The organism is Sphingomicrobium astaxanthinifaciens, assembly GCF_022865105.1.
GTDB lineage: Bacteria > Pseudomonadota > Alphaproteobacteria > Sphingomonadales > Sphingomonadaceae > Sphingomicrobium > Sphingomicrobium astaxanthinifaciens.
The window spans coordinates 92,501-113,594 of record NZ_JAKNYM010000002.1 but is presented as its reverse complement, the minus strand read 5'-3'; the positions used below and the strand labels follow the sequence as shown (position 1 = coordinate 113,594).

The 21,094-nt window shown below is 70.3% G+C and carries 26 protein-coding genes and 1 tRNA gene; 8 read left to right on the top strand and 19 right to left on the bottom strand.

The annotated features are described in order from the left end of the window. Positions 1-10: 10 nt before the first annotated feature. Entirely contained in the window at positions 11-196 is a 186-nt protein-coding gene (locus L8951_RS04325; protein WP_244381785.1) for a hypothetical protein, read from the bottom strand. Further along, positions 193-438: a 4a-hydroxytetrahydrobiopterin dehydratase gene (locus L8951_RS04320; RefSeq protein WP_244381784.1), complete on the bottom strand. Its 246-nt coding sequence runs from the start codon at positions 436-438 to the stop codon at positions 193-195. Before L8951_RS04320 ends, L8951_RS04325 begins: the two co-directional genes overlap by 4 nt. An 80-nt stretch (positions 439-518) precedes the next feature. Here L8951_RS04320 and pcaF point away from each other — a divergent pair, with 80 nt between their 5' ends. Genes pcaF through L8951_RS04305 form a run of 3 tightly spaced genes read left to right on the top strand, consistent with a single transcriptional unit; the run spans position 519 to position 3,369 of the window. After that, positions 519-1,721 (top strand): 3-oxoadipyl-CoA thiolase, encoded by a 1,203-nt coding sequence (pcaF, locus tag L8951_RS04315; protein ID WP_244381783.1) that lies wholly within the window; start codon positions 519-521, stop codon positions 1,719-1,721. Between the two features lie 4 nt (positions 1,722-1,725). Next, positions 1,726-2,175, top strand: a complete 450-nt coding sequence (gene paaD, locus L8951_RS04310) for a 1,2-phenylacetyl-CoA epoxidase subunit PaaD (RefSeq protein ID WP_244381782.1) — start codon at positions 1,726-1,728, stop codon at positions 2,173-2,175. A 15-nt stretch (positions 2,176-2,190) separates the two neighbouring features. After that, positions 2,191-3,369, top strand: a complete 1,179-nt coding sequence (locus L8951_RS04305; protein ID WP_322597124.1) for a cation:proton antiporter — start codon at positions 2,191-2,193, stop codon at positions 3,367-3,369. Between the two features lie 119 nt (positions 3,370-3,488). Here L8951_RS04305 and L8951_RS04300 read toward each other — a convergent pair whose 3' ends face one another. The 4 genes from L8951_RS04300 to L8951_RS04285 form a co-directional block, all read right to left on the bottom strand. Further along, the gene (locus L8951_RS04300; protein WP_244381781.1) at positions 3,489-4,493 is read right to left on the bottom strand and encodes a chorismate synthase; all 1,005 of its coding nucleotides are present in this window, start codon (positions 4,491-4,493) and stop codon (positions 3,489-3,491) included. Further along, a complete protein-coding gene (gene aroA / locus L8951_RS04295; RefSeq protein ID WP_244381780.1) occupies positions 4,490-5,794 on the bottom strand; it encodes a 3-phosphoshikimate 1-carboxyvinyltransferase in 1,305 nt (434 codons plus the stop codon). The genes L8951_RS04300 and aroA overlap by 4 nt, the downstream gene beginning before the upstream one ends. Continuing rightward, positions 5,791-6,978, bottom strand: coding sequence for a 3-deoxy-7-phosphoheptulonate synthase (locus L8951_RS04290; protein WP_244381779.1), 1,188 nt, complete (start codon positions 6,976-6,978; stop codon positions 5,791-5,793). Before L8951_RS04290 ends, aroA begins: the two co-directional genes overlap by 4 nt. Positions 6,979-7,098: 120 nt before the next feature. After that, positions 7,099-7,189, bottom strand: a tRNA-Ser gene (locus L8951_RS04285). Between the two features lie 87 nt (positions 7,190-7,276). Here L8951_RS04285 and L8951_RS04280 point away from each other — a divergent pair. From L8951_RS04280 to L8951_RS04270, 3 genes are read left to right on the top strand one after another with little or no spacing between them, the layout of a single operon-like run. Further along, positions 7,277-7,678, top strand: a complete 402-nt coding sequence (locus L8951_RS04280) for a metallopeptidase family protein (protein WP_244381778.1) — start codon at positions 7,277-7,279, stop codon at positions 7,676-7,678. Continuing rightward, positions 7,675-8,244: a heme ABC exporter ATP-binding protein CcmA gene (gene ccmA, locus L8951_RS04275; protein ID WP_244381777.1), complete on the top strand. Its 570-nt coding sequence runs from the start codon at positions 7,675-7,677 to the stop codon at positions 8,242-8,244. Before L8951_RS04280 ends, ccmA begins: the two co-directional genes overlap by 4 nt. After that, positions 8,241-8,870 (top strand): heme exporter protein CcmB, encoded by a 630-nt coding sequence (locus L8951_RS04270; protein WP_244381776.1) that lies wholly within the window; start codon positions 8,241-8,243, stop codon positions 8,868-8,870. The genes ccmA and L8951_RS04270 overlap by 4 nt, the downstream gene beginning before the upstream one ends. A 12-nt stretch (positions 8,871-8,882) precedes the next feature. Here the strand turns inward: L8951_RS04270 and L8951_RS04265 are convergent, their stop codons facing one another. From L8951_RS04265 to L8951_RS04235, 7 genes are read right to left on the bottom strand one after another with little or no spacing between them, the layout of a single operon-like run. Then, the gene (locus L8951_RS04265) at positions 8,883-9,749 is read right to left on the bottom strand and encodes a class I SAM-dependent rRNA methyltransferase (protein ID WP_244381775.1); all 867 of its coding nucleotides are present in this window, start codon (positions 9,747-9,749) and stop codon (positions 8,883-8,885) included. Continuing rightward, positions 9,746-10,330 (bottom strand): SURF1 family protein, encoded by a 585-nt coding sequence (locus L8951_RS04260; RefSeq protein WP_244381774.1) that lies wholly within the window; start codon positions 10,328-10,330, stop codon positions 9,746-9,748. Before L8951_RS04260 ends, L8951_RS04265 begins: the two co-directional genes overlap by 4 nt. Next, positions 10,327-10,719 carry a DUF983 domain-containing protein gene (locus tag L8951_RS04255; RefSeq protein WP_244381773.1) on the bottom strand — a complete coding sequence of 131 codons (393 nt, stop codon included), beginning with the start codon at positions 10,717-10,719 and terminating at the stop codon, positions 10,327-10,329. Before L8951_RS04255 ends, L8951_RS04260 begins: the two co-directional genes overlap by 4 nt. Then, positions 10,685-11,512, bottom strand: coding sequence for a cytochrome c oxidase subunit 3 (locus L8951_RS04250; protein ID WP_244381772.1), 828 nt, complete (start codon positions 11,510-11,512; stop codon positions 10,685-10,687). Before L8951_RS04250 ends, L8951_RS04255 begins: the two co-directional genes overlap by 35 nt. Positions 11,513-11,561: 49 nt before the next feature. Beyond that, on the bottom strand, positions 11,562-12,095 hold the full coding sequence (locus L8951_RS04245; RefSeq protein ID WP_244381771.1) for a cytochrome c oxidase assembly protein: 534 nt from the start codon (positions 12,093-12,095) through the stop codon (positions 11,562-11,564). After that, positions 12,092-12,235, bottom strand: coding sequence for a hypothetical protein (locus L8951_RS04240; RefSeq protein WP_244381770.1), 144 nt, complete (start codon positions 12,233-12,235; stop codon positions 12,092-12,094). The genes L8951_RS04245 and L8951_RS04240 overlap by 4 nt, the downstream gene beginning before the upstream one ends. Beyond that, the gene (locus tag L8951_RS04235) at positions 12,232-13,140 is read right to left on the bottom strand and encodes a heme o synthase (RefSeq protein WP_244381769.1); all 909 of its coding nucleotides are present in this window, start codon (positions 13,138-13,140) and stop codon (positions 12,232-12,234) included. Before L8951_RS04235 ends, L8951_RS04240 begins: the two co-directional genes overlap by 4 nt. A gap of 83 nt (positions 13,141-13,223) precedes the next feature. On the opposite strand from L8951_RS04235, the gene L8951_RS04230 reads away from it, so the two are divergent. Further along, positions 13,224-13,883, top strand: a complete 660-nt coding sequence (locus L8951_RS04230) for a peptidylprolyl isomerase (RefSeq protein ID WP_244381768.1) — start codon at positions 13,224-13,226, stop codon at positions 13,881-13,883. Positions 13,884-13,892: 9 nt separating this feature from the next. Here the strand turns inward: L8951_RS04230 and L8951_RS04225 are convergent, their stop codons facing one another. The 3 genes from L8951_RS04225 to L8951_RS04215 form a co-directional block, all read right to left on the bottom strand. Continuing rightward, positions 13,893-14,054: a YqaE/Pmp3 family membrane protein gene (locus tag L8951_RS04225; RefSeq protein ID WP_244381767.1), complete on the bottom strand. Its 162-nt coding sequence runs from the start codon at positions 14,052-14,054 to the stop codon at positions 13,893-13,895. Between the two features lie 86 nt (positions 14,055-14,140). Then, a complete protein-coding gene (locus L8951_RS04220) occupies positions 14,141-14,698 on the bottom strand; it encodes a hypothetical protein (RefSeq protein WP_244381766.1) in 558 nt (185 codons plus the stop codon). An 89-nt stretch (positions 14,699-14,787) separates the two neighbouring features. Then, on the bottom strand, positions 14,788-15,843 hold the full coding sequence (locus L8951_RS04215; protein WP_244381765.1) for a winged helix-turn-helix domain-containing protein: 1,056 nt from the start codon (positions 15,841-15,843) through the stop codon (positions 14,788-14,790). A gap of 157 nt (positions 15,844-16,000) precedes the next feature. Here L8951_RS04215 and phoU point away from each other — a divergent pair, with 157 nt between their 5' ends. Further along, positions 16,001-16,687, top strand: coding sequence for a phosphate signaling complex protein PhoU (gene phoU, locus L8951_RS04210; protein WP_244381764.1), 687 nt, complete (start codon positions 16,001-16,003; stop codon positions 16,685-16,687). A gap of 47 nt (positions 16,688-16,734) precedes the next feature. Here the strand turns inward: phoU and L8951_RS04205 are convergent, their stop codons facing one another. From L8951_RS04205 to coxB, 3 genes are all read right to left on the bottom strand, one after another. Then, entirely contained in the window at positions 16,735-18,126 is a 1,392-nt protein-coding gene (locus L8951_RS04205; RefSeq protein WP_244381763.1) for an OprO/OprP family phosphate-selective porin, read from the bottom strand. 196 nt (positions 18,127-18,322) lie between these two features. After that, complete coding sequence (gene ctaD, locus L8951_RS04200; RefSeq protein WP_244381762.1) at positions 18,323-20,008, bottom strand: cytochrome c oxidase subunit I; 1,686 nt, start codon at positions 20,006-20,008, stop codon at positions 18,323-18,325. 14 nt (positions 20,009-20,022) lie between these two features. Further along, positions 20,023-21,018 (bottom strand): cytochrome c oxidase subunit II, encoded by a 996-nt coding sequence (gene coxB, locus L8951_RS04195; RefSeq protein ID WP_244381761.1) that lies wholly within the window; start codon positions 21,016-21,018, stop codon positions 20,023-20,025. Positions 21,019-21,094: the final 76 nt, after the last annotated feature.

Sequence of the window (21,094 nt, the reverse complement as noted above, 5' to 3'; positions counted from 1 at the left end):
CCCCCGCCGGTCACTTGCGCGCCGGGATCGAGCGGCGGGCGAACTCGACGAGGAAGACCGCGACCGCCGCCACGCCCGCCATCTCGGGGGCGCTGTCGGGGCGCTCGAACACGATCGCGGCGAAGAACCACACGAGCCCCGCGGCGATCGCCGCATCGATCGCGGCGCCGGGGAGCGGGGGCAGCCGCGACCTCATGCGACCAGCCGGTCGATCGCGGCGGCGAGGCGGCGGTCGCGCTCGGTCACCGTGTTGCCCGCGTCATGCGTGGTCAGCCGCAGCGTCACCTTGTTCCAGACATTGTGGATCTCGGGGTGGTGATCCATCTTCTCGGCGAGCATCGCCACCCGCGACAGGAAGGCGAAGGCCGCGCTGAAATCGGCGAAGGTGAAGACGCGTTCGAGTGCATCGCCGCGCTCGTGCCATTCGTTGTCGGTCATGCGGGGCAGGCTAGCCCCGCGCGCGCGGCTTGCATAGGCGGCGTGATTTGCGCCAATGCCGACCGGGCAAAGGAGAGTTTATGAAAGACGCGTTCATCTGCGATGCCATCCGCACCCCGATCGGGCGCTTCGGCGGGGCGCTGTCGAGCGTGCGCGCCGACGACCTCGCCGCCGTGCCGCTGAAGGCCCTCAAGGAGCGCAACGGCGGCGTCGACTGGGCGATGCTCGACGATGTCATCATGGGCTGCGCCAACCAGGCGGGCGAGGACAATCGCAACGTGGCGCGCATGGCCGCGCTGCTCGCCGGGCTCGGCGACACCGCGCCGGGGACCACGGTCAACCGGCTGTGCGGGTCGGGGCTCGATTGCGTCAGCATGGCGGCGCGGGCGATCAAGGCGGGCGAGGCGGACCTCGTCATCGCCGGCGGGGTCGAATCGATGAGCCGCGCGCCCTTCGTCATGCCCAAGGCCGAGCGCGCCTTCAGCCGCGACAATGCGATCTACGACACCACCATCGGCTGGCGCTTCGTCAACAAGCGGCTGCAGGCCGAATATGGCATCGACTCGATGCCCGAGACCGCCGAGAATGTCGCCGAGGACTATGGCATCAGCCGCGAGGACCAGGACAGGTTCGCGCACGAAAGCCAGCTCCGCGCCGCGCGGGCGCAGGAGAACGGGCGGCTGGCGGCCGAGATCGTCGGGGTCGCGATCCCGCAGCGCAAGGGCGACCCGATCCTCGTCGAGGCGGACGAGCATCCGCGGCTTTCGAGCCTCGAGGTGCTCGCGGGGCTGCGCCCCATCGTCAAGCCCGATGGGACGGTGACGGCGGGCAATGCGAGCGGGGTCAATGACGGCGCCGCCGCGCTGATCGTCGCGTCCGAAGCGGCGGTGAAGCGCCACGGGCTGACGCCGCGCGCGCGGGTGCTCGGCGGCGCGGTCGCCGGGGTGCCGCCGCGGATCATGGGGATCGGCCCCGCGCCCGCGAGCGCCAAGCTGATGGAGCGGCTGGGGCTGCATATCGACGATTTCGGGGTGATCGAACTCAACGAGGCCTTCGCCGCGCAGGGGCTGGCGGTGATGCGCGAACTCGGGCTCGCCGACGATGCCGAACATGTGAACCCCAATGGCGGCGCGATCGCGCTCGGCCACCCGCTGGGGATGAGCGGGGCGCGGCTCGCGCTGACCGCGACCGAGGAATTGCAGCGCGGCGGGGCGCAACGGGCGCTGGCGACCATGTGCATCGGGGTCGGACAGGGCATCGCGCTGGCGCTCGAGCGGGTGTAGCGCGATGGACCGGGCGGCGATCGAGGCGGTGCTGGCCGGGGTCCCCGACCCCGAGATCCCGGTCGTCTCGGTTGTCGATCTCGGCATCGTGCGCGGCATCGAGGAGGATGCCGAGGGGGTGAAGGTGATCATCACCCCGACCTATTCGGGCTGCCCCGCGACGGTCGCAATCGAGGAATCGGTGCGCGAAGCGCTCGATGCCCACGGCTTTCGCGAGGTGCGGATCGAGCACCGGCTGGTCCCGCCCTGGTCGACCGACATGATCAGCGCGGCGGGGCACGACAAGCTCAAGGCCTATGGCATCGCCCCGCCGAGCCGCTCGGAGACGGTCGAATGCCCGCAATGCGGTTCGCATAACACCAAGGAAATTAGCCGTTTCGGTTCGACGCCGTGCAAGGCGCAATGGCAGTGCAAGGACTGTCTCGAACCCTTCGACCGGTTCAAGTGCCATTGAGCCGGGCGCGCTGAGGTGAGCGAGGCGACCGCCTTCCTCGTCGCCATGCTGGCGATCTACACGCTGCCGTGGCTCGCGTGGCGGGCCTTGGGGCAGCGCAGCTGGGCGCCGCTGGTCGTCGTGCAGATCGTCGGCGGGGTGCTGGCCGGGCCGGCGCTGCTCGGCGCGGCGCTGCCGGTGGTGCACGAGGCGGTCTTCACCCCCGCGGTGCTCGGCGCGCTGGGCGGGATCGCGTCATGGGCGGTGATGCTGTTCGTGTTCGTCGCCGGGCTCGAACTCGACCTGCCCGACGCCTGGGCCAAGCGGCGCGATACGGGCACGACGGCGGGGCTCGCGCTGCTCGTGCCCTTCCTGATGGGCGCAGGGGTGGCGGCGCTGGTGATGCGCGATGCCTTGTGGATGGGAGAGGCGGCGCGCTGGCAGTTCCTGCTTGGCATCGGGCTCGCCTGCAGCGTCACCGCGCTGCCGATCCTGCTCCTGTTCCTCGAGAGATTGCAGATCCTGCGCAGCCCGCTCGGCCAGCGCATCCTGCGCTATGCCAGCCTCGACGACCTCGTCGTCTGGGCGCTGCTCGCGCTGATCCTCGTCGACACCGAGATGCTGGGACGGCAGGCGGTGTTCGCGCTGCTGTTCGCGCTCGCCACGGTGGCGGCGCGGCGGCTGTTCGCAAGGGCCGCAGAGCGCGACCGCATCCCGCTGGCGCTGGCCTGGCTGCTGCTCGTCGCGCTCGGCGCCGACTGGGCGGGGCTGCATTACATGGTCGGCGCCTTCCTCGCCGGGGCGGTGCTCGAGGCCGAATGGTTCGGGGTGCCGGTGATCGATGAATGGCGCGACCGCATCCTCACGCTGCTGATGCCGGTCTTCTTCCTCTCCACCGGGCTGCGCACCCGCTGGGAGATGGGCGGCTTGGACGTCATCGCGGTGGCGCTGGCGCTGCTCGTCGCCGCGGTGGCGGGCAAGCGGCTCGGGGTGTGGCTCGCGGGGCGGCTGCTCGGCTGGGCGAGCGGCGAGGCGCGGCTGGTCGGCTGGCTGTTGCAGACCAAGGCTCTGATCATGATCATTTTCGCCAACATCCTGCTCGACCGCGGGGTAATCAGCTCGACCGCCTTCACCGCGCTGCTGCTGATGGCGGTCTTGTCGACGATGCTGGCGATGCCGATGGCGCAGCGGGCGTTGCGGGCGCGCGCCGGCTGACCGCAGCGGGACGGCATGTCCAATGTGTCCACTTCGTCCACTTCGGGAACTCTCGGGGGCCGGCGCGGGAGAAGGAGCGGGGCCAGCCTAGCCCGTTCGCGCGCTGTAGGACAGCGCGCTCAGCCGCCGCCGCATTGCGCGCGGTGCAGCAGGAAATGGTCGGCGAGGACGAGCGCCATCATCGCCTCGGCGACGGGGGCGCCGCGAATGCCGACGCAGGGGTCGTGGCGGCCGCGGGTCGAGGCCTCGACCTCCTCGCCTGCCGCATTGACGCTCGGCACCGGGGTGCGGATCGAGCTGGTCGGCTTGTAGGCCATGCGCACGATCACGTCCTGCCCGGTCGAGATGCCGCCCGCGACCCCGCCCGAATGGTTGGCGGTGAAGGCGGGCCCCTCGGCCCCCGCGCGCATCGGGTCGGCGTTCTGCGAACCCCGCGCGGCGGCGGCGGCCATGCCTGCGCCGATTTCGACGCCCTTGACCGCCGGGATCGACATCATCGCCCCGGCGAGCGCGGCATCGAGCTTGGCATAGACGGGCGCGCCCCAGCCCATCGGGACACCCGCGGCGACGACCTCGACCAAGGCGCCGAGGCTATCCCCATCGGTTCGCGCCTGATCAAGCATTGATTCCCATTTGGCACTATCGTCCTCGCCGCCGATGGCGGTGACGCGCGCCGCGATGCGGACATCGGGGATGACGAGGCGGGCGATCGCGCCGGCGGCGACGCGGATCGCGGTCTCGCGCGCCGAGGCCCGCCCGCCGCCGCGCGGGTCGCGGAAGCCATATTTGGCGTCGTAGCTGTAGTCGGCATGGCCGGGGCGATAGGGCGCGTCGGCGGGATAGTCCTTCGAACGCGCGTCGACATTGTCGATCATGAAGGCGATCGGGGTACCGGTGGTACGGCCTTCGTAGAGGCCCGACAGCAGCCGCACGCGGTCGGGCTCCTGACGCGGGGTGACGTTGCGCCCGGTCCCGGGGCGGCGCCGGTCGAGGAAGGTCTGGACATGCGCCTCGTCGAGCGCGACCCCCGGGGGGCAGCCGTCGAGCATCCCGCCGATCGCGGGGCCGTGGCTTTCGCCCCAAGTGGACAGCCGCAGCAGATGGCCGAAATGGTTGAGGCTCATGGCGCCGCGATCCCCCCGCCGAGCCCGCGCATGACCTCGGCGAACTCGGGAAAGCTGGTCGCGATCGGGTCGGCATCGTCGACGGTGATCGCGCGCCGCGCCGCCAGCCCGAGAGTGAGGAAGGCCATGGCGATGCGATGGTCGTGGCGGGTCGAGACCATCCGCCCCCCCGGCACCTCGCCGCGCCCGAGGATCCTGAGGCTGTCCTCGGTCGCGAAGGTGGTCACGCCGTTGGCGGTCAGCCCGGCCGCGACCGCGCCGACCCGGTCGCTTTCCTTGACCCGCAACTCGCCGATCCCCTCGAGGCAGGATTCGCCCTCGGCCATCGCCGCGACGCAGGCGAGCATCGGCAGCTCGTCGATCACCGCGGGCACCTCGTCGGGGCCGACCTGCACGGGCTCGAGCCGCTCGTGCGCGACGGTGACGTCGGCGACGGGTTCGCCCGAGCACAGATAGTGATGGTCCAGCCGGACCCGCGCGCCCATCGCCTCGAGCTTTTCGAGGAACCCGGTGCGCGTGCCGTTGACCAGCACCCCGCGGGTGGTGACGCTGGCATCCGGGATCATCGCCGCGGCGGCCCACACGAAGGCCGCCGACGACGGGTCGCCGGGCACCGCGATGTCGGTGGCGACGAGGTCGCGCCGCGCGCCGAGCGCGATGGCGATTCCCCCCTCGACCTCCTCGACCGCGCCCTCGACTCCGAACTGCGCCAGCATGATCTCGCTGTGATCGCGGCTCGGGCGGGGCTCGATGACGCGCACCGGGGCCTCGGTGCGCAGCCCGGCGAGCAGGATCGCCGACTTGACCTGCGCCGAAGCGACCGGGCTCTCGTGCTCGATCCCCCCGAGCCGCGCGCCGACGAGCTCGAGCGGCAGCGTCTCGCCGCCCTCGATCCTCGCCCCCATCCGCCGCAACGGGTCGACAATGCGGTTCATCGGGCGGCGCGACAGGCTGGCATCGCCGATGAAGGTGGCGGCGAGCCCCTCGAACCCCGCCGCGGCGCCGATCAGCAGCCGCGCCGAGGTGCCGCTGTTGCCGCAGTCGATCGGGCCCGAGGGCGATCGCCATTCGGCCCCGGTGACGTGGACCACCCCGTCGGTATCGCGCTCGACGCGCGCGCCCAGCGCCGCGACCGCGGCCTCGGTCGCCGCGACGTCGTCGCTGGCGAGCAGCCCGCTGATCCGGCTGGTGCCCGAGGCGAGCGCGGCGAGGATCAGCGCGCGATGGCTGATCGACTTGTCGCCGGGCAGCGCGGTGTCGCCCCCGAAGCGGGGCGAGGGGTGAGCGGTCAGCGGGGTCAAAGCGTCTGTTCCAGATCGGTTATCAATCGAAGCGCCTGATCGCCGTTGAGGCGAGGATCGCAGGCGGTGCGGTAGGCGCGGTCGAGGTCGGCGACCGCGGCCGGGCCGCCGCCGCCGAGGCATTCGGTGACCGCATCGGGGCTCATCTCGAGGTGGATCCCGCCGGGCACGACCCCCCCCGCGCGCGCGAGCCGGAAGAAGCTGCGGACCTCGTGCAGGATCCGGTCGTAGCGGCGCAGCTTGCGCCCCTCGACCTTCTCGGTGTTGCCGTGCATCGGATCGACGATCCAGCTCACCGCCCGCCCGCGCGCGGCGGCGAATAGCGCGGGCAGCTGTGCCTCGACCCGGTCGGCGCCGAGCCGGACGATGAGGGTGAGCCGCCCCGGGCGCTCGGCGGGGTCGAGCCGGTCGACCAGCGCGGCCAGCGCGTCGGGCGCGAGCCCCGGGCCGCACTTGACCCCGATCGGGTTGGCCACCCCCTCAAGGAAAGCGACATGCGCGCCCTCGAGCTGGCGCGTGCGATCTCCGAGCCACAGGAAATGGCCCGAGGTGGCCCACCAGCGCCCGTCGGCGTCGCGCCGCGCCAGCGCCTCCTCGTAGGGCAGCAGCAGCGCTTCGTGGCTGGTGTAGATGGGCGCGCAGCCGTGGCGCGCGGCGGCCAGCGTGGCCGCGGTGCCGACCGACTGGATATGCGCCTGGATCATCCGTTCGGGGTCGGGCGCGCGTTCGGGCCCCGAAAAGCCCTGCCCGTTGATGATGTCGCCGCGATAGGCGGGCAGTTCGATCCGCCCGCGCTGTTCGCTCGAGGCCGAGCGGGGCTTGGCGAACTGCCCGGCGAGGCGCGCGACCCGGACCACCGCGCGCCCGGTGCGGGCCTCGATCGGCGCGGCCATCGCATCGAACAGGCGCGCCAGCCGGGCCACCCGCTGGGCGATGGCGTCGTCGAAATTTTCGGCGCAGTCGCCTCCCTGGAGGAGGAAGGCGCGCCCCGCCGCGACCGCGGCGAGGCGCTGCTCGAGCGCGCCGATCTCGGCGATGGGGACGACCGGCGCTGCCGCCGCGAGCCGTCGTTCGACCGCCGCGAGCGCGTCGGCATCGCCATAGGTCGGCAACTGCTCGGCGGGAAAGTCGCGCCAGCGGTCGGGACGCCAGCCGGTCAGGGGATGGGTGATAGGACGGTTCATCTCGATGCGACGCTTCTAGCGCAGCCGCCGACGGGGGGAAAGCGGCGGGATCGGGGGGAACCACCCGCATGCCGGCGGGTGCCAGCGGGATCGCCCGCGCGCGGGCAGGTGAAAGGGAAATGGCGGAGCGGGTGGGATTCGAACCCACGATACGGGGTTGCCGTATACACACTTTCCAGGCGTGCGCCTTCGACCACTCGGCCACCGCTCCGCACCTGTGGGGAGCGCCTAGCCCAAGCGCGAGGCGCGTTCAAGCAAGGGTTGCGGGGGCGCGCGCGCTTCGCCAATGCTCGAGGCGATGGAGCGAGCCTTTGGACCAGCGCCCTCGGCGGCCGAGATGGAAGCGATCGCGCGCGCGGCCTATGCGCGGCTGCCCGCCGACTTCACCCGCCACCTGGGCGACGTGGTCATGTTGGTCGAGGATTTCGCCGACGCGCAGACGCTCGCCGAGATGGGGATCGAGGACGCCTATGAGCTGACCGGGCTCTACGAGGGGCTGCCGCTGACCGAGCGGAGCATCGAGCATTCGGGCACGCTGCCCGACAAGGTGCGACTGTTCCGCCTGCCGATCCTGCTCGAATGGATCGAGCGCGGCGACGAGACGCTCGAGCATCTCATCGCGCATGTGCTGATCCACGAGATCGGGCACCATTTCGGCTTTTCCGACGAGGACATGCACGCGCTCGAGGAGCTGGCATGATCCCGCACCTGCGGTTCGAACGGGTGACCTGCCGCCGCGCCGGCCGCGAGCTGTTCGCCGACCTGTCGTTCGAACTCGCGCCCGGCGAGGCGATGCTGCTGAGCGGCCCCAACGGGGTCGGCAAGTCCTCGCTCCTGCGCGTGGCCGCGGGGCTGCTCGCGCCCGCGCAAGGGCGGGTCGTGAGCCGTCCGCTCGCGCTCGCCGACGACCGGCTCGCGCTCGAACCCGAGCGCCCGCTGCGCGCCGCGCTGGCGTTCTGGGCGGCGCTCGACGCGGCCGAAACGCGGCTCGACGCCGCGCTCGAGGCGCTCGGGCTGGAGGGGCTGGCCGAGGTGCCGGTGGGCTATCTGTCGACCGGGCAGAAACGCCGCGCGGGGTTGGCCCGGGTGGCGGCGAGCGGGGCGAGCCTGTGGCTGCTCGACGAGCCCGCCGACGGGCTCGACCGCGCCTCGCGCGACCGGCTGGCCAGCCTGATCGCCGACCATCGCGCGCGCGGCGGCGCGGTGCTGGCGGCCTCGCACCAGTCGCTCGGGCCCGACTGGCGCGGCCACGAGATGCAGCCGTGACGGGGCCGCTGGTCGCCCGCGAATGGCGCCGCGCGCTGGGGCGCGGGATCGGGCTGCCGATCGTCTTCTTCCTCCTCGTGGCCACGCTCGTGCCTTTCGCCACCGGCCCCGATGCCGGGCTGCTCGGCGCGGTGGGTCCGGGCATGCTGTGGATCGCGGCGCTGCTCGCGGCGCTGCTGCCGGTTGACCGGCTGGTCGCCCCCGACCTGGCCGACGGGACGATCGACCAACTGCGGCTGCGCGGGGTCTCGTGCGAATGGATCGCGCTCACCAAGCTGGCCGGGCACTGGCTCGCCTTCGCCCCGCCGCTGCTCGTCGCGCTGCTCCCCGCCGCCGCGCTGCTCGGGCTCGGCGAGGCGGTGATGCCACGGCTCGCGGCCAGCCTGCTGGTCGGGACCCCGGCGCTGGCCGGGCTGGGGCTGATGGCGGCGGCGCTGACCGCGGGGCTGGCGCGCGCCGGGGCGCTGGCCGGGCTGCTCGTCCTGCCGCTCGGCGTGCCGGTCCTCATCTTCGGCACCGGCGCGGCGCAGGGCGAGGCGGGGGCGATGGCGCTGCTAGGCGCGGTGTCGCTGCTGCTGTCGGCGGCGAGCCCGTTCGTCGCGGGTGTGGCGCTGCGCGAGGCCTAGGCGCCGCGCGGGCTAGTCGCGCACGTAACGCGCGAAGATGGCGGTCGGCAGGACGAGCCCGCGCCGTTCCTCGCGCACCCCCATCTCGCCCACCTCGACGCGGCCGGGCAGGTGCGCGGCCTGTTGGCGCAGCAGCTCGCCGATCGCCAGCGCGCTCAGGCGCACGGCGTAGACGGTGAGGATGCAAAAGCGGCTGCGATCGTCGAGCAGGCTGACGCAGTCCTCGAGCAGCGGCGCGAGCCCGGTCTCGATCTCCCAGCGCTCGCCCTTGGGGCCGCGCCCGAACTTGGGCGGGTCGAGCATGATGCCGTCGTAGCGGCGTCCGCGCCGCACCTCGCGCGCGGCGAACTTGCCGGCATCCTCGACCAGCCAGCGGATCGGGCGGTCGGCCATGTCGCTGAGCGCCGCATTGTCGCGCGCGCCCTCGACCGATTTCTTGCTCGCGTCGACATGGACCAGCTCGGCGCCGGTGTCGCTCATCTGCAGCGTGCCGACCCCGGTGTAGCCGAACAGGTTGAGCGCGCTCGTGCCCGCGCCCAGTCGCTCCCGCGCGAAGTCCCATTGCGGCGCCATGTCGGGGAAGAAGGCGAGGTGGCGGAAGGGGGTGAGCTGCGCGTTGAAGGCGACGTTGCCGCGCTTGAGCGGCCACTGGTCGGGGACGTCGCGATAGTGCTGCCAGCGGCCCTTGCCCTCGGCGTCGCTGGCGGGGACGAACTCGGCGTGCGCGTCCCAGTCGCTGTCCGCCGGCGCCCACATCGCCTGCGGTTCGGGACGGATGGTGCGGATCGGGCCGAACCGTTCGAGCTTGCGCCCGTTGCCGCTGTCGATCAGCGCATAGTCGTCCCACGGCTCGGTCACGAGGGTGAGGAGGTCGGTCACGCGCCCTCCCGCCGCCGCTTGCGGGTCGCGAGCGCGAAGATCACTAGCGCGATCGCGGCAAAGGCGAACCATTGCACCGCATAAGCGAGATGATTGTTGCGGATCGCCGCGAGCGAGGGCGGTGCCGAGCGCTCGAGCCCCGCGAGCCCCTCGTCGGCGACGAGGCGATAGCGATAGCGTTCGTCGGGACCGATCACGCCCTCGACCGGGCCGCCTTGCCAGTCGGTGCCCGCGGTCGGCTCGCGGCTCCAGCCGATCTCGACGGCGGCACCGGGCCCCTCGGCCCCGAGGCGGCAGTCGGCGACATGGACATAGCCCGGCTGCCCCGCCGCATTGGCCCCCGCCTGGTGGCGCCAGCCGGTGACCTCGAGACAGGTCAGCGCGCTGCGGCGATAGAGCGGGGGGTCGGCGGTCGGCACCGGGGGATAGGCGATCGGCGGCTGGTCGACCGCCTGCGCATAGCCCGCGATCAGCGCGCGCTTCTCCTCGAGCCGGTCGAGCTGCCAGAAGCCGAGCCCGATCATGATCGCGACCGCGATCGCGGTGACGATGGCGCCGAGGACGATCCGGGTGCGGGTCATCGCGACAGCCGTCCTTCGCGCGCCTCGTTGCGGACTTCCTGGAACAGCATCGCCGCCTTGCCGAGGCGCAGCCCGAGGATGGCTAGCCCGATGACGAGCGGGACCCAGACGAGGTGGACGTACCAGGCGGGCGCGAGCGCGAGCTCGAGCCCGATCGCGGCCGCCCCGATCACGGTGCCGAGGATGAGGATGAGGAAGGCGGCGGGACCGTCGCCGACATTGTATTCGCCGATGCCGAGCCCGCAGGCGGGGCAGCGTTTCGCGAAGGTCAGGAGCCCCTCGAACAGGGTCTTGGCGCCGCAGCGCGGGCAGCGGCCGCCGAGGCTGGCACGGGCCAGCCCCGGCGCCTCGTGCCTAGTGATAGGTCGCGCCCCAGCCGCCCCAGACATAGATGGTGGCGAAGAGGAACAGCCAGACGACGTCGACGAAGTGCCAGTACCAGGCGGCGGCCTCGAACCCGAAATGCTGCTTGGGGGTGAAGTCGCCCTTCACCGCGCGCAGGTAGCAGATGATCAGGAAGATCGTGCCGACGATGACGTGGAAGCCGTGGAAACCGGTCGCCATGTAGAAGGTCGAGCCATAGATGTTGCCGCCATCCTCGGTCGAGAAGGCGAAGGGCGCGACCGCATATTCGAACGCCTGGATCGCCGAGAAGATGAGGCCGAGCGCGATGGTGGCGAGCAGCCCGCGCTTGAGCCCCTCGCGATCGCCGTGGATCAGCGCGTGGTGCGCCCAGGTCACGGTGGTGCCCGAACACAGCAGGATCAGCGTGTTGAGCAGCGGGTAGCCGAAGGGGTTGAGCACTTCCTGCCCGGCGGGGGGCCATTCGCCGCCCACCGCATCGACCGCGCTGGGGAAGAGCGAGGCATCGAAATAAGCCCAGAACCAGGCCACGAAGAACATCACCTCGGAGGCGATGAAGAGGATCATCCCGTAGCGGTGGTGCAGCTGCACGACGGGGGTATGGTCGCCGCCATTGGCTTCCTTGATGACGTCCGACCACCAGCTGAACATGGTGAACAGGACGCCGATCAGCCCGGCGCCGAACACGAGGCCGCCATAGGCATAGTCGTGCATCCACAGCACCGCGCCGCCGAGCATGGTCATCGCCGAGACGGCGCCGACCAGCGGCCAGATGCTGGGGGGAAGAATATGATAGTCGTGGTTGACGGTGCCAGCCATGAAACAGGTCCTCTAGTTCAGCTTTGCGCGGGTCCTAGCCCGCCTCTGCTCATTTTTCCACCGGGAAAAACGTGTAGGAGAGCGTGATCTCGTCGATATGGTCGGTGTTGGGGTCCTCGAGGATCGCCGGGTCGACGAAGAAGATGATCGGCATCTCGACCTCCTCGCCCGGGGCCAGCGTCTGCTCGGTGAAGCAGAAACATTCGATCTTGGAGAAATATTGCCCCGCCTGCACGGGCGAGACGTTGAAGGTCGCGGTGCCGGTAGTCGTGCGCGCGGTCAGGTTGCGCGCGGTATAATGGACGATGGTCCGCGCCCCGGGCTGGATCCGCACCGTCTCGGCGGCCTCGAACGCCCAGGGCAGCGCGCCGTTGATATTGGCATCGAAGCGCACCCCGATCTCGCCCGCCACCGCGCCCGGGGCGGCAGCGGCCTGCTGGGTCGTGCCGCCAAAGCCGGTCACCTGGCAGAAGATCCGGTAGAGCGGCACGCTGGCGAAGGCGAGCGCGAGCATCGCCAGCGCGAACAGCGCGGCGCGAATCGCGATCCGGTTGTTGCGGCTGGCGATGACGGCGTCGCTCATTCGTAAAGCCCCATCTTGGCGATGGTGATGCCGAAGACGAGCGCGACGAAGGCGAGCAGCAGGATCGCCATGATCCGTGCGCGCTCGCGCTGGCGGCGGCGATATTCGTCCTGGTCGAAGGGCGGCTGGGGGTCGGTCATGCGAAGAACATCCGGTCGAGGGTGAGGATCGCGAACAGCGCGAACAGGTAGAGGATCGAATAGCCGAAGAGCTTCTTCTCGGGGCCCATGGCGGCGGGATCCTCCGCCTTGTTCATTCCAACGCGGATCGCGAGCCATAGGAAGACGGCATTAAGGACCAGCGAGGCCGCCCCATAGACCGGGCCGGTGAGGCCGAGCGGCCAGGGGGCGATCGCGGCCGCGACCATCGGCAGCGTGTAGATGACGACCTGGCGGCGGGTCGCCGCATTGCCCGCGACCACCGGGAGCATCGGGATGCCCGCCGCGTCGTAATCGGTCTTCACGAACAGCGAGAGCGCCCAGAAATGCGGCGGCGTCCACAGGAAGATGATGAGGAACATCAGCACTGGCAGGAGGGTGACGTCACCCGTTACCGCGGCCCAGCCGATCAGTGGCGGGAAGGCGCCCGCGGCACCGCCGATGACGATGTTCTGCGGGGTGCGCGGCTTGAGCCAGACGGTGTAGACGACCGCGTAGAAGAAGATCGAGAATGCGAGGATGGCGGCGGCCAGGTAATTGGTCGCCAACCCCATCAGCAGCACCGAGAAAGCCCCCAGCCCTACCCCGAAATGGAGCGCCGTGCGCTTTTCCATCCGGCCCGCGGGCAACGGGCGCCCCCTGGTGCGCTTCATCTTGGCATCGACATCGGCCTCGTACCACTGGTTGAGCGCGCCCGAGGCGCCCGCCGCGACCGCGATGCACAAGATGGCGGTGAAGCCGAGCACCGTGGGAATGGTCTCGGGCGCCGCGAGCAGCCCGCACAGGGCGGTGAAGACGACGAGGCTCATCACCCGCGGCTTGGTCAGCGCGAACAGGTCGGCGGCGCTGGCGGGATAGCGCGGCATATCGGTGGCGGCATTCTGCATGGTCGGGCGTGCCTATAAGGCGTTGATTGCATGAATCAAAGAGGGACTTGGGGGAAGGGGGCGGTGCGGCTAGGATGGCGGTCATGACGAACCTGCCCCTCCTCCTCCTCGCCGCCCTGCTCGCCCGCCCCGCGCAGGAGGCCGCGCCGCCGCCCGCCGAGCCGATGGCGGTCGCTGCGCCCGAGGCGGTCGATGCGCCCGATCCGGCCGAGGCGGTCGAGCCCGCCGAGGACCTGGTGCGGGTCGCGATCGACACCGACAAGGGGCGCATCGTGCTCGACCTCGACCGCGCTCGGACGCCGATCACCACCGCGGCCTTCCTCGGCTATGTCGACGCCGGTTTCCTCGAGCATGCGACCTTCTATCGCGCCATGCCCTATGCCGATGGCGGGATCGCGCAATTCGGGGTGCGGCGCACCGACAAGCTGTTCGACCCGATCGCGCATGAATCGACTGCCGACACGGGCATCCTCCACGAGCGCGGGGTGATCTCGCTGATCGCGCCGCAGCCGGGGCAGGGACGCAACGACTGGTTCATCACGCTCAACGCCATCCCCGCTTTCGACGCGAGCGCCGACTTCCACGGCTTCACCCCCTTCGGCCGGGTGGTCGAGGGGATGGAGGTGGTCGAGGCGATCTTCGCCGCGCCGGTCGATCCCGAGGCGGGCGAGGGGCCGATGAAGGGGCAGATGCTGGTCGAGCCGGTGGCGATCACCGGGGCCGAACGGCTCGGCGACGACTGAGCGCGCGCCTCAGCGCAGGAAGTTGACGTAGAGCCCGTGGATCAACCCGGGCACGAACAGGATCAGGGTCAGCACGAGGTTGATCCAGAAATCGCGATCGAGCCCGTGCTTGAGCGCCACCCCGAGCGGGGGCACGAAGATGGTGGCGATGAGGATGAGTAGGTTGGCCATGGGTTCTTCCTGCTGGAGCGGGACGGGCCGCCCGGAGGCGACCCCAATTGCCTTGGCGAACCCGCCGGCCCGGGGCGCGGTTCCCGTCAGCCGCGCCGCGCGGCGATGCCGAACGCCAGCGCGGCGAGCGCGAACAGCCCCGTGAACAGCGCGTGCAAGCCGAGGATTTCGGCCACGCTCGAATACGGCGCGTCGGCCTGCCCGGTGGCGAGCGCGGCGATCGCCAGCGCGACGAAGCCGGCGGCCGTGGCGGCCATCAGCCGCGCCATCGCCCGCGCCGACCCGCGCGCCAGCAGCGCGCCGAGGCCGGGCAGCGGGACCAGCGCGAAATAGACCTGGTTGAACGGGTTGTCCTCGGATCCCACGAGTCCGACCGCGAGGTTGGCCCAGCACAGGAAGAGCAGCGAAAGGCAGCCGACCAGCGCGCCGAGGCGATAAGCGGTGCTGCCGCTGGCGCGCAGCAGCGTGTCGCCCAACAGCCCCGCGCCGCCGAGCAGGACGAGGGCGGCCAAATAGTCGCCGGGGCGCCAGTCGAACCCCTCGGCGCCGCGCAGCCCCGCGACCGCGGCGAGGAGCAGCGGTAGCGCGAGCAGGCCCCACAGGAGCGCGCGGAACGGGATCGGGCGGGTCACGGGTCGGGCCATGGAAATCCTCCTTTAGTGGCGAGACGAGGCGCGCAGGATCGCCCCCGGCCACGAAAAAGGCATGAGCGCCCGCTGAGCAATGCGTGATTTCAGCGCGGGCGGCGACGGGCGCGCCGCCATTCGATGCAGGCGACCATCGCCGCCCCGAGCAACAGCCCCTCGCCTGCGGCGATGGCGGCCTGGACCGGCGCGCCGAGCCCGTCGTCGCCGGCGAGGCGACCGAACAGCCCGAGGTCGAGCAGCGAGCCATGGAAGCGGCGCGCGAGGGCGGCGAGGCTGGCGGCCATCAGCTTACCCCCGGCGAGGCTGAGCGCGGCGCCCGCGACAGCGCCGCCGAGCGCGGCGCCGATCGCGGGGCGGGGCCAGCGCCCGCCGACGCCGCCCCCCGCCTGCGCGCCGATGGCGATCGCGGCGCCGAGCACCGCGCCCTCGAGCCCGCCGGTGAACTGGTCGTGACGGGTCCCGAGGAAGAGCGAGAAGCTCCCGCTCGCGAAGAGGTGGAAGAGGTCGCCGACGACGAAGCCGCCGAGCGCTGCGCCCAGCGCGGAGTAAAAGAAGCCCCGCCCGCTGGCGCGGCCGACCAGCGTCATCCCGAGCCCCAGCCCGAGCGCGCCAAGCGCCGCGATCCCCGCGGTGAGCGTGGTCATGACAATGATGATCGGCAGCTTGGCCTCGTTGCCGCTCGCGGCGACGAGCCCGTAGGCGAGCCCGCCGAGCAGCCCCGCCACCGCGCCCCCCGCCGTCGCCGCCGCGACCGGGCGCGCCGGCGCCGGGGCCGCCGCGTGCGATGCGCTCGCCGCCGCCGTCGGCGTGCCGGGGCGCGCAAGCCGCTCGACCGGCGCGATGAAGCGATAGCCGCGCTTGGGGACGGTTTCGATGAAGCACGGCGCGCTGGCCGCATCGCCCAGCGCGCGGCGCACTTCCTTGACCGCCTGCGTGAGCGCCTCGTCGCCGACGGTCACGCCGGGCCACACCCGTTCAAACAGTTCCTCCTTGCTCCACAGCCGCCCGGGGCGGTCGAGGAATGCGTGCAGGAGGTCGAGCCCGCGCGGCTGTAGCGCCACCGGTTCGCCCTCGCGCTCGAGCCGGGCTTCTACGGGATCGAACAGGAAGCGGTCGAACCGATAGGGATCCGAGCTGGTCATGACGCCCTCATGTAGCATTCCGCGGGTACGGCACCAGCCCCGCGGCGCAATTCCGTAACGGCAACGGAACAAGAGCGCGGGCCCGGGGTTGAAGGCGCACGAACATCTCGCAACTGCAAACAAACTGTGATACAAGTGTCATGTTATGGCAACGCAAATGAAACATTCGGTCGCCGCTTTCGACGATGATCTCAAGACGCTGCGCGACCTCGTCGCGCAGATGGGCAGCATGGCGCGGACCGCGCTCGACGGCGCGATCCACGCGCTCGGCAAGAACGACCGCGCGCTCGCGGAGAAGGTCATCGCGGGCGATGCCGAGATCGACGCGATCGAGACCCGAATCGACCAGTTCGCGATCCGCACGATCGCGCTGCGCGCGCCGATGGCCGACGACCTGCGCGACATTATCTCGGCGCTGAAGATCGCCAATGTCCTTGAACGCGTGGCCGACTATGCCAAGAACATCGCGCGCCGTTCGCGCAAGGTGACCGATGCCGACGCCGATCCGCTCAAGCAGCGGCTGGCCGAGCTGGCCGCACTGTCGGGCGACCTGATCGACAAGGCGGTGAAGGCCTATGCGACCCGCGATCCCGATCTCGCCACCGCGGTGTGCGAGGGCGATGACGCGGTCGATACGCTCTACGCGAGCATCTTCAAGGACACGGTCGGGTACATGCGCGGCCACGCCGACGAGGTCGACTGGGCCGCGCACGGGCTGTTCATCGCCAAGCATCTCGAACGGATGGGCGACCAGGCCACCAACATCGCCGAAATCGTCTATTACATGGAAACGGGCGAACTCCTGCCCGACCGCCCCAAGCAGGACGAGACGGCGGCGGACTGACGCCGCGCGCCGCCCCGGCCCGCTCAATCGATCGCTACGCCGCGTCCCTAGAAGGCGAACTGCGCGCGGGCGCCGACCACCTCGACCGCGCCCTCGTTCTCCACCAGCGTGGGGATGCGGCTGCTGGGCGTGACGTCGTCATAATCGATCCGCGCATAGTTGACGAGGAAGCGCAGGTAGCTGTTGGGGTGCCACGACAGCGCCGCGGCGATCGCGTCCTGCGTGCCGCCGACGATCGCCTCGTCGGTCAGGTCGAGGCGGTCGTAGCGCAGGTTGAGCTGCAGCGCGCCCAGCCCGCTCCAGCGGCCACCATCGACCGGCTTGACCGCCTTGAAGGCGCCCGGCGAATAGCCGCGGCGATACCCCGGGGTGAGCATGTAGCCGACCTCGGCATAGCCCCCGAAGAAGAGCGGGTCGTCGAGCACGGTGGCGTCGGGGCGCATCCAGTGCGCCTCGGCAGCGGCGTGCCAGCGCCCGAGGATCGCGGCAGCCTCGAGGCCGTAGCTCATCTCCTCCTCGGCGAGGATCCTGCCGGTGTCGATGAAGCGCACATCGGTGACATGGATGAGCGGCCGCTGGCGATAGCGCACCAGCGGGTCGTCCTCGTCGAGGTTGCGATAGTGGACCGAGCCGCCGAAGTGCAGCTGCGCCGCGCCGACGACCGGGGCGTAGACCGCACGGGCGTCGAGCGCCCAGGCCTGCACCCCGGCGCCGAGATCGTCGGTGTTCGAGCTGAACGCCCCGCCCCACAGGTGCAGGTCGCCATGGCTGCCCTGCGCCGACAGCCCGACCCGCCGCTCGAACCCGAAGGCATCGGTGAAGGCGGCGCGTTCCATGAAGCTGATGTCGTTGGAGGAGGTGATCTCCTCGAGCCCCTGGAAGCCGTTGTGCTGGCCCAGCGTGAGCGTGGCGGGGCCGGCATCATAATCGACATAGGCGTCGGTGAAGGCGACATGGTTGCCGGTGAAATCGAGCTCGAACTTGTAGTCGAAATCGCCGGGCAGGTCGCCCGAGACCCCCAACCGCGCGCGCCGCACCTCGACCGCATTGCCGAGGTCGTCGCGGATGGCGGGGCCCGGGGTGTCGACTCCGCCCATGTCGAACTGGAGCCGCCCGCGCGGCTTGAGCGTGAAGCCGTCCGACTTCTCGAAGCGCGAGATGGCGGGGGTCTTGCTGGCCGCCTCCTTGGCCTGCATCGCGACGTCCTGCGCGGCCATCGCGGCGGCGCCGGCGGCGGTCGCGCTGGTGCCCGCCGCCTCGGCCTGCGTCTCGGTCGCTTCGAGCCGCGCGCGCAGCGCGGCGGTCTCGGCCTCGAGCGCCTCGAGCCGCTCGAGGATCGCGCGCGCCTCTTCGGGGGTGAGCTCCTGCGCCTGCGCGGGGCTGGCGGCGAGCGCGAGGACGAGTGCGAGCGGCGCGGTGGTGATCAGCTTGGCCATCATGGTTCCCTCCGAGAAAAACGCCCCCTCCCGCGGGAGCCAGGTCGATGCCGGTGCCCATCGCCAATCGAAGCGAAAGCTTGATGGCGCGGTGGTTGCGGTTTGATGACGCCCGTCGCGGCGGCCGTGGCCCGTGCCAAAAGCAAAGGGCTGCCCGGTTTCCGGGCAGCCCTTCGCTTTGCCAAGGCGGTCACCCCGATCAGTCGACGCGCGGGAGCGTTTCGAACTGGTGGTAGGGCGGCGGGCTCGACAGCGACCATTCGAGCGTGGTCGCGCCTTCGCCCCATTCGTTGTCGGGCGCCTTGGGGCCCTTGGCGAGGCTCCAGAAGACGTTGACGAAGAAGATCACCATCGAGGCGGCCATGATCATGTAGCCGATCGAGCTGATCTCGTTCCAATAGGCGAACGCCTCCGGATAGTCGGGGTAACGACGCGGCATGCCGTCGAGCCCGAGGAAGTGCTGCGGGAAGAAGATCACGTTCACGCCGATGAACATGATGAAGAAGTGCAGCTTGCCGAGAAACTCGTTGTAGCGCTTCCCGAACATCTTCCCGAACCAGTAGTAGAAGCCCGCGAACAGCCCGAACACCGCGCCGAGGCTGAGCACGTAGTGGAAGTGCGCGACGACATAATAGGTGTCGTGCATGTAGTTATCCACGCCGCCGTTGGCGAGCACCACGCCGGTCACGCCGCCGACGGTGAACAGGAAGATGAAGCCGATCGCCCAGAGCATCGGCGTCTGGAAGCTGATCGAGCCGCCCCACATGGTGGCGATCCACGAGAAGATCTTCACGCCCGTCGGGACCGCGATGATCATGGTCGCCGCCGTGAAGTACATCTTGGTGTTCACGTCGAGCCCGACGGTGAACATGTGGTGCGCCCAAACGACGAAGCCGACGACGCCGATCGCGACCATGGCATAGGCCATGCCGAGATAGCCGAACACGGGCTTGCGGCTGAAGGTGGCGACGATCTGGCTGACGATGCCGAAGGCCGGCAGGATCATGATGTACACTTCGGGATGGCCGAAGAACCAGAACAGGTGCTGGTAGAGGATGGGGTCGCCCCCGCCCGCGGCATCGAAGAAGGCGGTGCCGAAGTTGCGGTCGGTGAGCAGCATCGTGATCGCGCCCGCGAGCACCGGCAGCGCCAGCAGCAGCAGGAAGGCGGTGACCAGCACCGACCAGACGAACAGCGGCATCTTGTGCAGGGTCATGCCCGGCGCGCGCATGTTGAAGATGGTGGTGATGAAGTTGATCGCGCCGAGGATCGAGGCCGCGCCCGCGAGGTGCAAGCTGAAGATCGCGAAGTCGACCGCCGGCCCGGCCGAGCCCGAGGTCGAGAGCGGCGCATAGACCGTCCAGCCGGTCCCCGCGCCCATCCCCGTGCCGCCCGGCACGAACGCCGAGGCGAGCAGCAGGATGAAGGCGGTGACCGTCAGCCAGAAGCTGATGTTGTTCATCCGCGGGAAGGCCATGTCGGGCGCGCCGATCATGATCGGGACGAACCAGTTGCCAAAGCCGCCGATCAGCGCGGGCATGACCATGAAGAAGACCATGATCAGGCCGTGCGCGGTGATCAGCACGTTCCAGTGGTGGAGCGCCTCGTTGAAGGTGGCCTCGGTGCCCGCCCCGAGCGGCCAGGCGCCGGTCAGGTACTGGATGCCCGGCTCGGCGAGTTCGAGCCGCATGATCCCCGAGATCGCACCGCCGATCACCCCCGCGATGATCGCGAAGATCAGGTAGAGCGTGCCGATGTCCTTGTGGTTGGTCGACATGAACCAGCGGGCGAAGAAGCCCGGCTTGTGGTCCGCATCATGCGCGTGATCGTGCGTCTCGCCCTTGGGGGCCTCGAACGGCAGCGTGTCGGCGTGGGTGGTGGCCATGGGTCCAGTCTTCCTTAGGCAGTCGGCTCGGCAGCGGCGTCGGCGGCATCGGCCGCATCGGCTGCGTCGGTTTCGTCAGTGGCGCTCGCGCCGGGCAGGGTGCCACCCTTGGCGGCGACCCAGGCGTTGAACTCGGCCTCGGGCAGCACTTCGACGGCGATCGGCATATAAGCGTGCCGCGCGCCGCACAGTTCGGAGCACTGGCCGAAGTACAGGCCGGGCTCGTCGACGCGGACCCAGGTCTCGTTGATGCGGCCCGGCACGGTGTCCATCTTCATCCAGAACGCCGGGACGGCGAACGAGTGGATGACGTCGTTGGCGGTCATCAGGAACTTCACGTTCTTGCCCGCCGGGATGACCAGCCGCTCGTCGACCGCGAGCAGCGCGGGGCCGTCGGCGTCGGTGCGGAAGCGGGCGCCTTCCTCGCGGTCGGGATCGTCTTCCTCGAGCAGCATGTTCGACACGACGTTCACCCCGAGGTCGGGATATTCATATTCCCAGTACCACTGGTTGCCGATCACCTTGACCGTGAGGTCGGCGGGCGGGGCGTCATACTGCGCCTTGATGAGGTTGATCGAGGGCACCGCGATGACCAGCAGGATCAGCACCGGCACGACCGTCCAGATCACCTCGATCGCGGTATTGTGGGTGGTGCGGCTGGGCTCGGGGTTGGCGCTGCGGCGATAGCGCACCATCGCCCACAGCAGCAGGACGAGCACGAAAATGCTGATCGCGGTGATGATCGGCAGCAGCATGTCGTTGTGGAACGAGGCGGCCTGCTGGCCGACCTCGGAGAACTGGTCCTGGATCCCCATGCGACCGTCGGGGCCGACATAGCCCTCGCTGGCATCGATGCCGACCCATTCGGGGGCAGCGGCCTCGGGCGCGTTGGAATCGAGGTCCGCCTGCGCGGCGACCTGTTCGCCGATCGGCGTTTCGATCGTCGCCCATGCAGCACTCGGCAGAAGGGTGAAGGCGGTGAGGGCGGCTAGCCAGCGTTTCCCGGTCATCGTCATCCTAGGCTTGGTTGTCGTGGGCGCGCGAGAATGCGCGAACCCCTTCGCGAATTGCGGCCTCTATAGTCGG

Excerpts from the sequence above, each read along its gene's own strand:
- L8951_RS04325 (WP_244381785.1), bottom strand. The coding sequence starts at position 196 with ATGAGGTCGCGGCTGCCCCCGCTCCCCGGCGCCGCGATCGATGCGGCG.
- L8951_RS04250 (WP_244381772.1), bottom strand. The coding sequence starts at position 11,512 with ATGGCTGGCACCGTCAACCACGACTATCATATTCTTCCCCCCAGCATC.
- L8951_RS04225 (WP_244381767.1), bottom strand. The coding sequence starts at position 14,054 with ATGGCCAACCTACTCATCCTCATCGCCACCATCTTCGTGCCCCCGCTC.
- L8951_RS04220 (WP_244381766.1), bottom strand. The coding sequence starts at position 14,698 with ATGGCCCGACCCGTGACCCGCCCGATCCCGTTCCGCGCGCTCCTGTGG.
- paaD (WP_244381782.1), top strand. The coding sequence starts at position 1,726 with ATGGACCGGGCGGCGATCGAGGCGGTGCTGGCCGGGGTCCCCGACCCC.
- L8951_RS04280 (WP_244381778.1), top strand. The coding sequence starts at position 7,277 with ATGGAGCGAGCCTTTGGACCAGCGCCCTCGGCGGCCGAGATGGAAGCG.
- L8951_RS04240 (WP_244381770.1), bottom strand. The coding sequence starts at position 12,235 with ATGACCGACCCCCAGCCGCCCTTCGACCAGGACGAATATCGCCGCCGC.
- ccmA (WP_244381777.1), top strand. The coding sequence starts at position 7,675 with ATGATCCCGCACCTGCGGTTCGAACGGGTGACCTGCCGCCGCGCCGGC.
- L8951_RS04255 (WP_244381773.1), bottom strand. The coding sequence starts at position 10,719 with ATGTCTGGGGCGGCTGGGGCGCGACCTATCACTAGGCACGAGGCGCCG.
- L8951_RS04290 (WP_244381779.1), bottom strand. The coding sequence starts at position 6,978 with ATGAACCGTCCTATCACCCATCCCCTGACCGGCTGGCGTCCCGACCGC.
- L8951_RS04215 (WP_244381765.1), bottom strand. The coding sequence starts at position 15,843 with ATGACCAGCTCGGATCCCTATCGGTTCGACCGCTTCCTGTTCGATCCC.
- ctaD (WP_244381762.1), bottom strand. The coding sequence starts at position 20,008 with ATGGCCACCACCCACGCCGACACGCTGCCGTTCGAGGCCCCCAAGGGC.
- coxB (WP_244381761.1), bottom strand. The coding sequence starts at position 21,018 with ATGACCGGGAAACGCTGGCTAGCCGCCCTCACCGCCTTCACCCTTCTG.
- L8951_RS04230 (WP_244381768.1), top strand. The coding sequence starts at position 13,224 with ATGACGAACCTGCCCCTCCTCCTCCTCGCCGCCCTGCTCGCCCGCCCC.
- L8951_RS04235 (WP_244381769.1), bottom strand. The coding sequence starts at position 13,140 with ATGCAGAATGCCGCCACCGATATGCCGCGCTATCCCGCCAGCGCCGCC.
- pcaF (WP_244381783.1), top strand. The coding sequence starts at position 519 with ATGAAAGACGCGTTCATCTGCGATGCCATCCGCACCCCGATCGGGCGC.
- L8951_RS04260 (WP_244381774.1), bottom strand. The coding sequence starts at position 10,330 with ATGACCCGCACCCGGATCGTCCTCGGCGCCATCGTCACCGCGATCGCG.
- phoU (WP_244381764.1), top strand. The coding sequence starts at position 16,001 with ATGAAACATTCGGTCGCCGCTTTCGACGATGATCTCAAGACGCTGCGC.
- L8951_RS04320 (WP_244381784.1), bottom strand. The coding sequence starts at position 438 with ATGACCGACAACGAATGGCACGAGCGCGGCGATGCACTCGAACGCGTC.
- L8951_RS04245 (WP_244381771.1), bottom strand. The coding sequence starts at position 12,095 with ATGAGCGACGCCGTCATCGCCAGCCGCAACAACCGGATCGCGATTCGC.
- L8951_RS04300 (WP_244381781.1), bottom strand. The coding sequence starts at position 4,493 with ATGAGCCTCAACCATTTCGGCCATCTGCTGCGGCTGTCCACTTGGGGC.
- L8951_RS04205 (WP_244381763.1), bottom strand. The coding sequence starts at position 18,126 with ATGATGGCCAAGCTGATCACCACCGCGCCGCTCGCACTCGTCCTCGCG.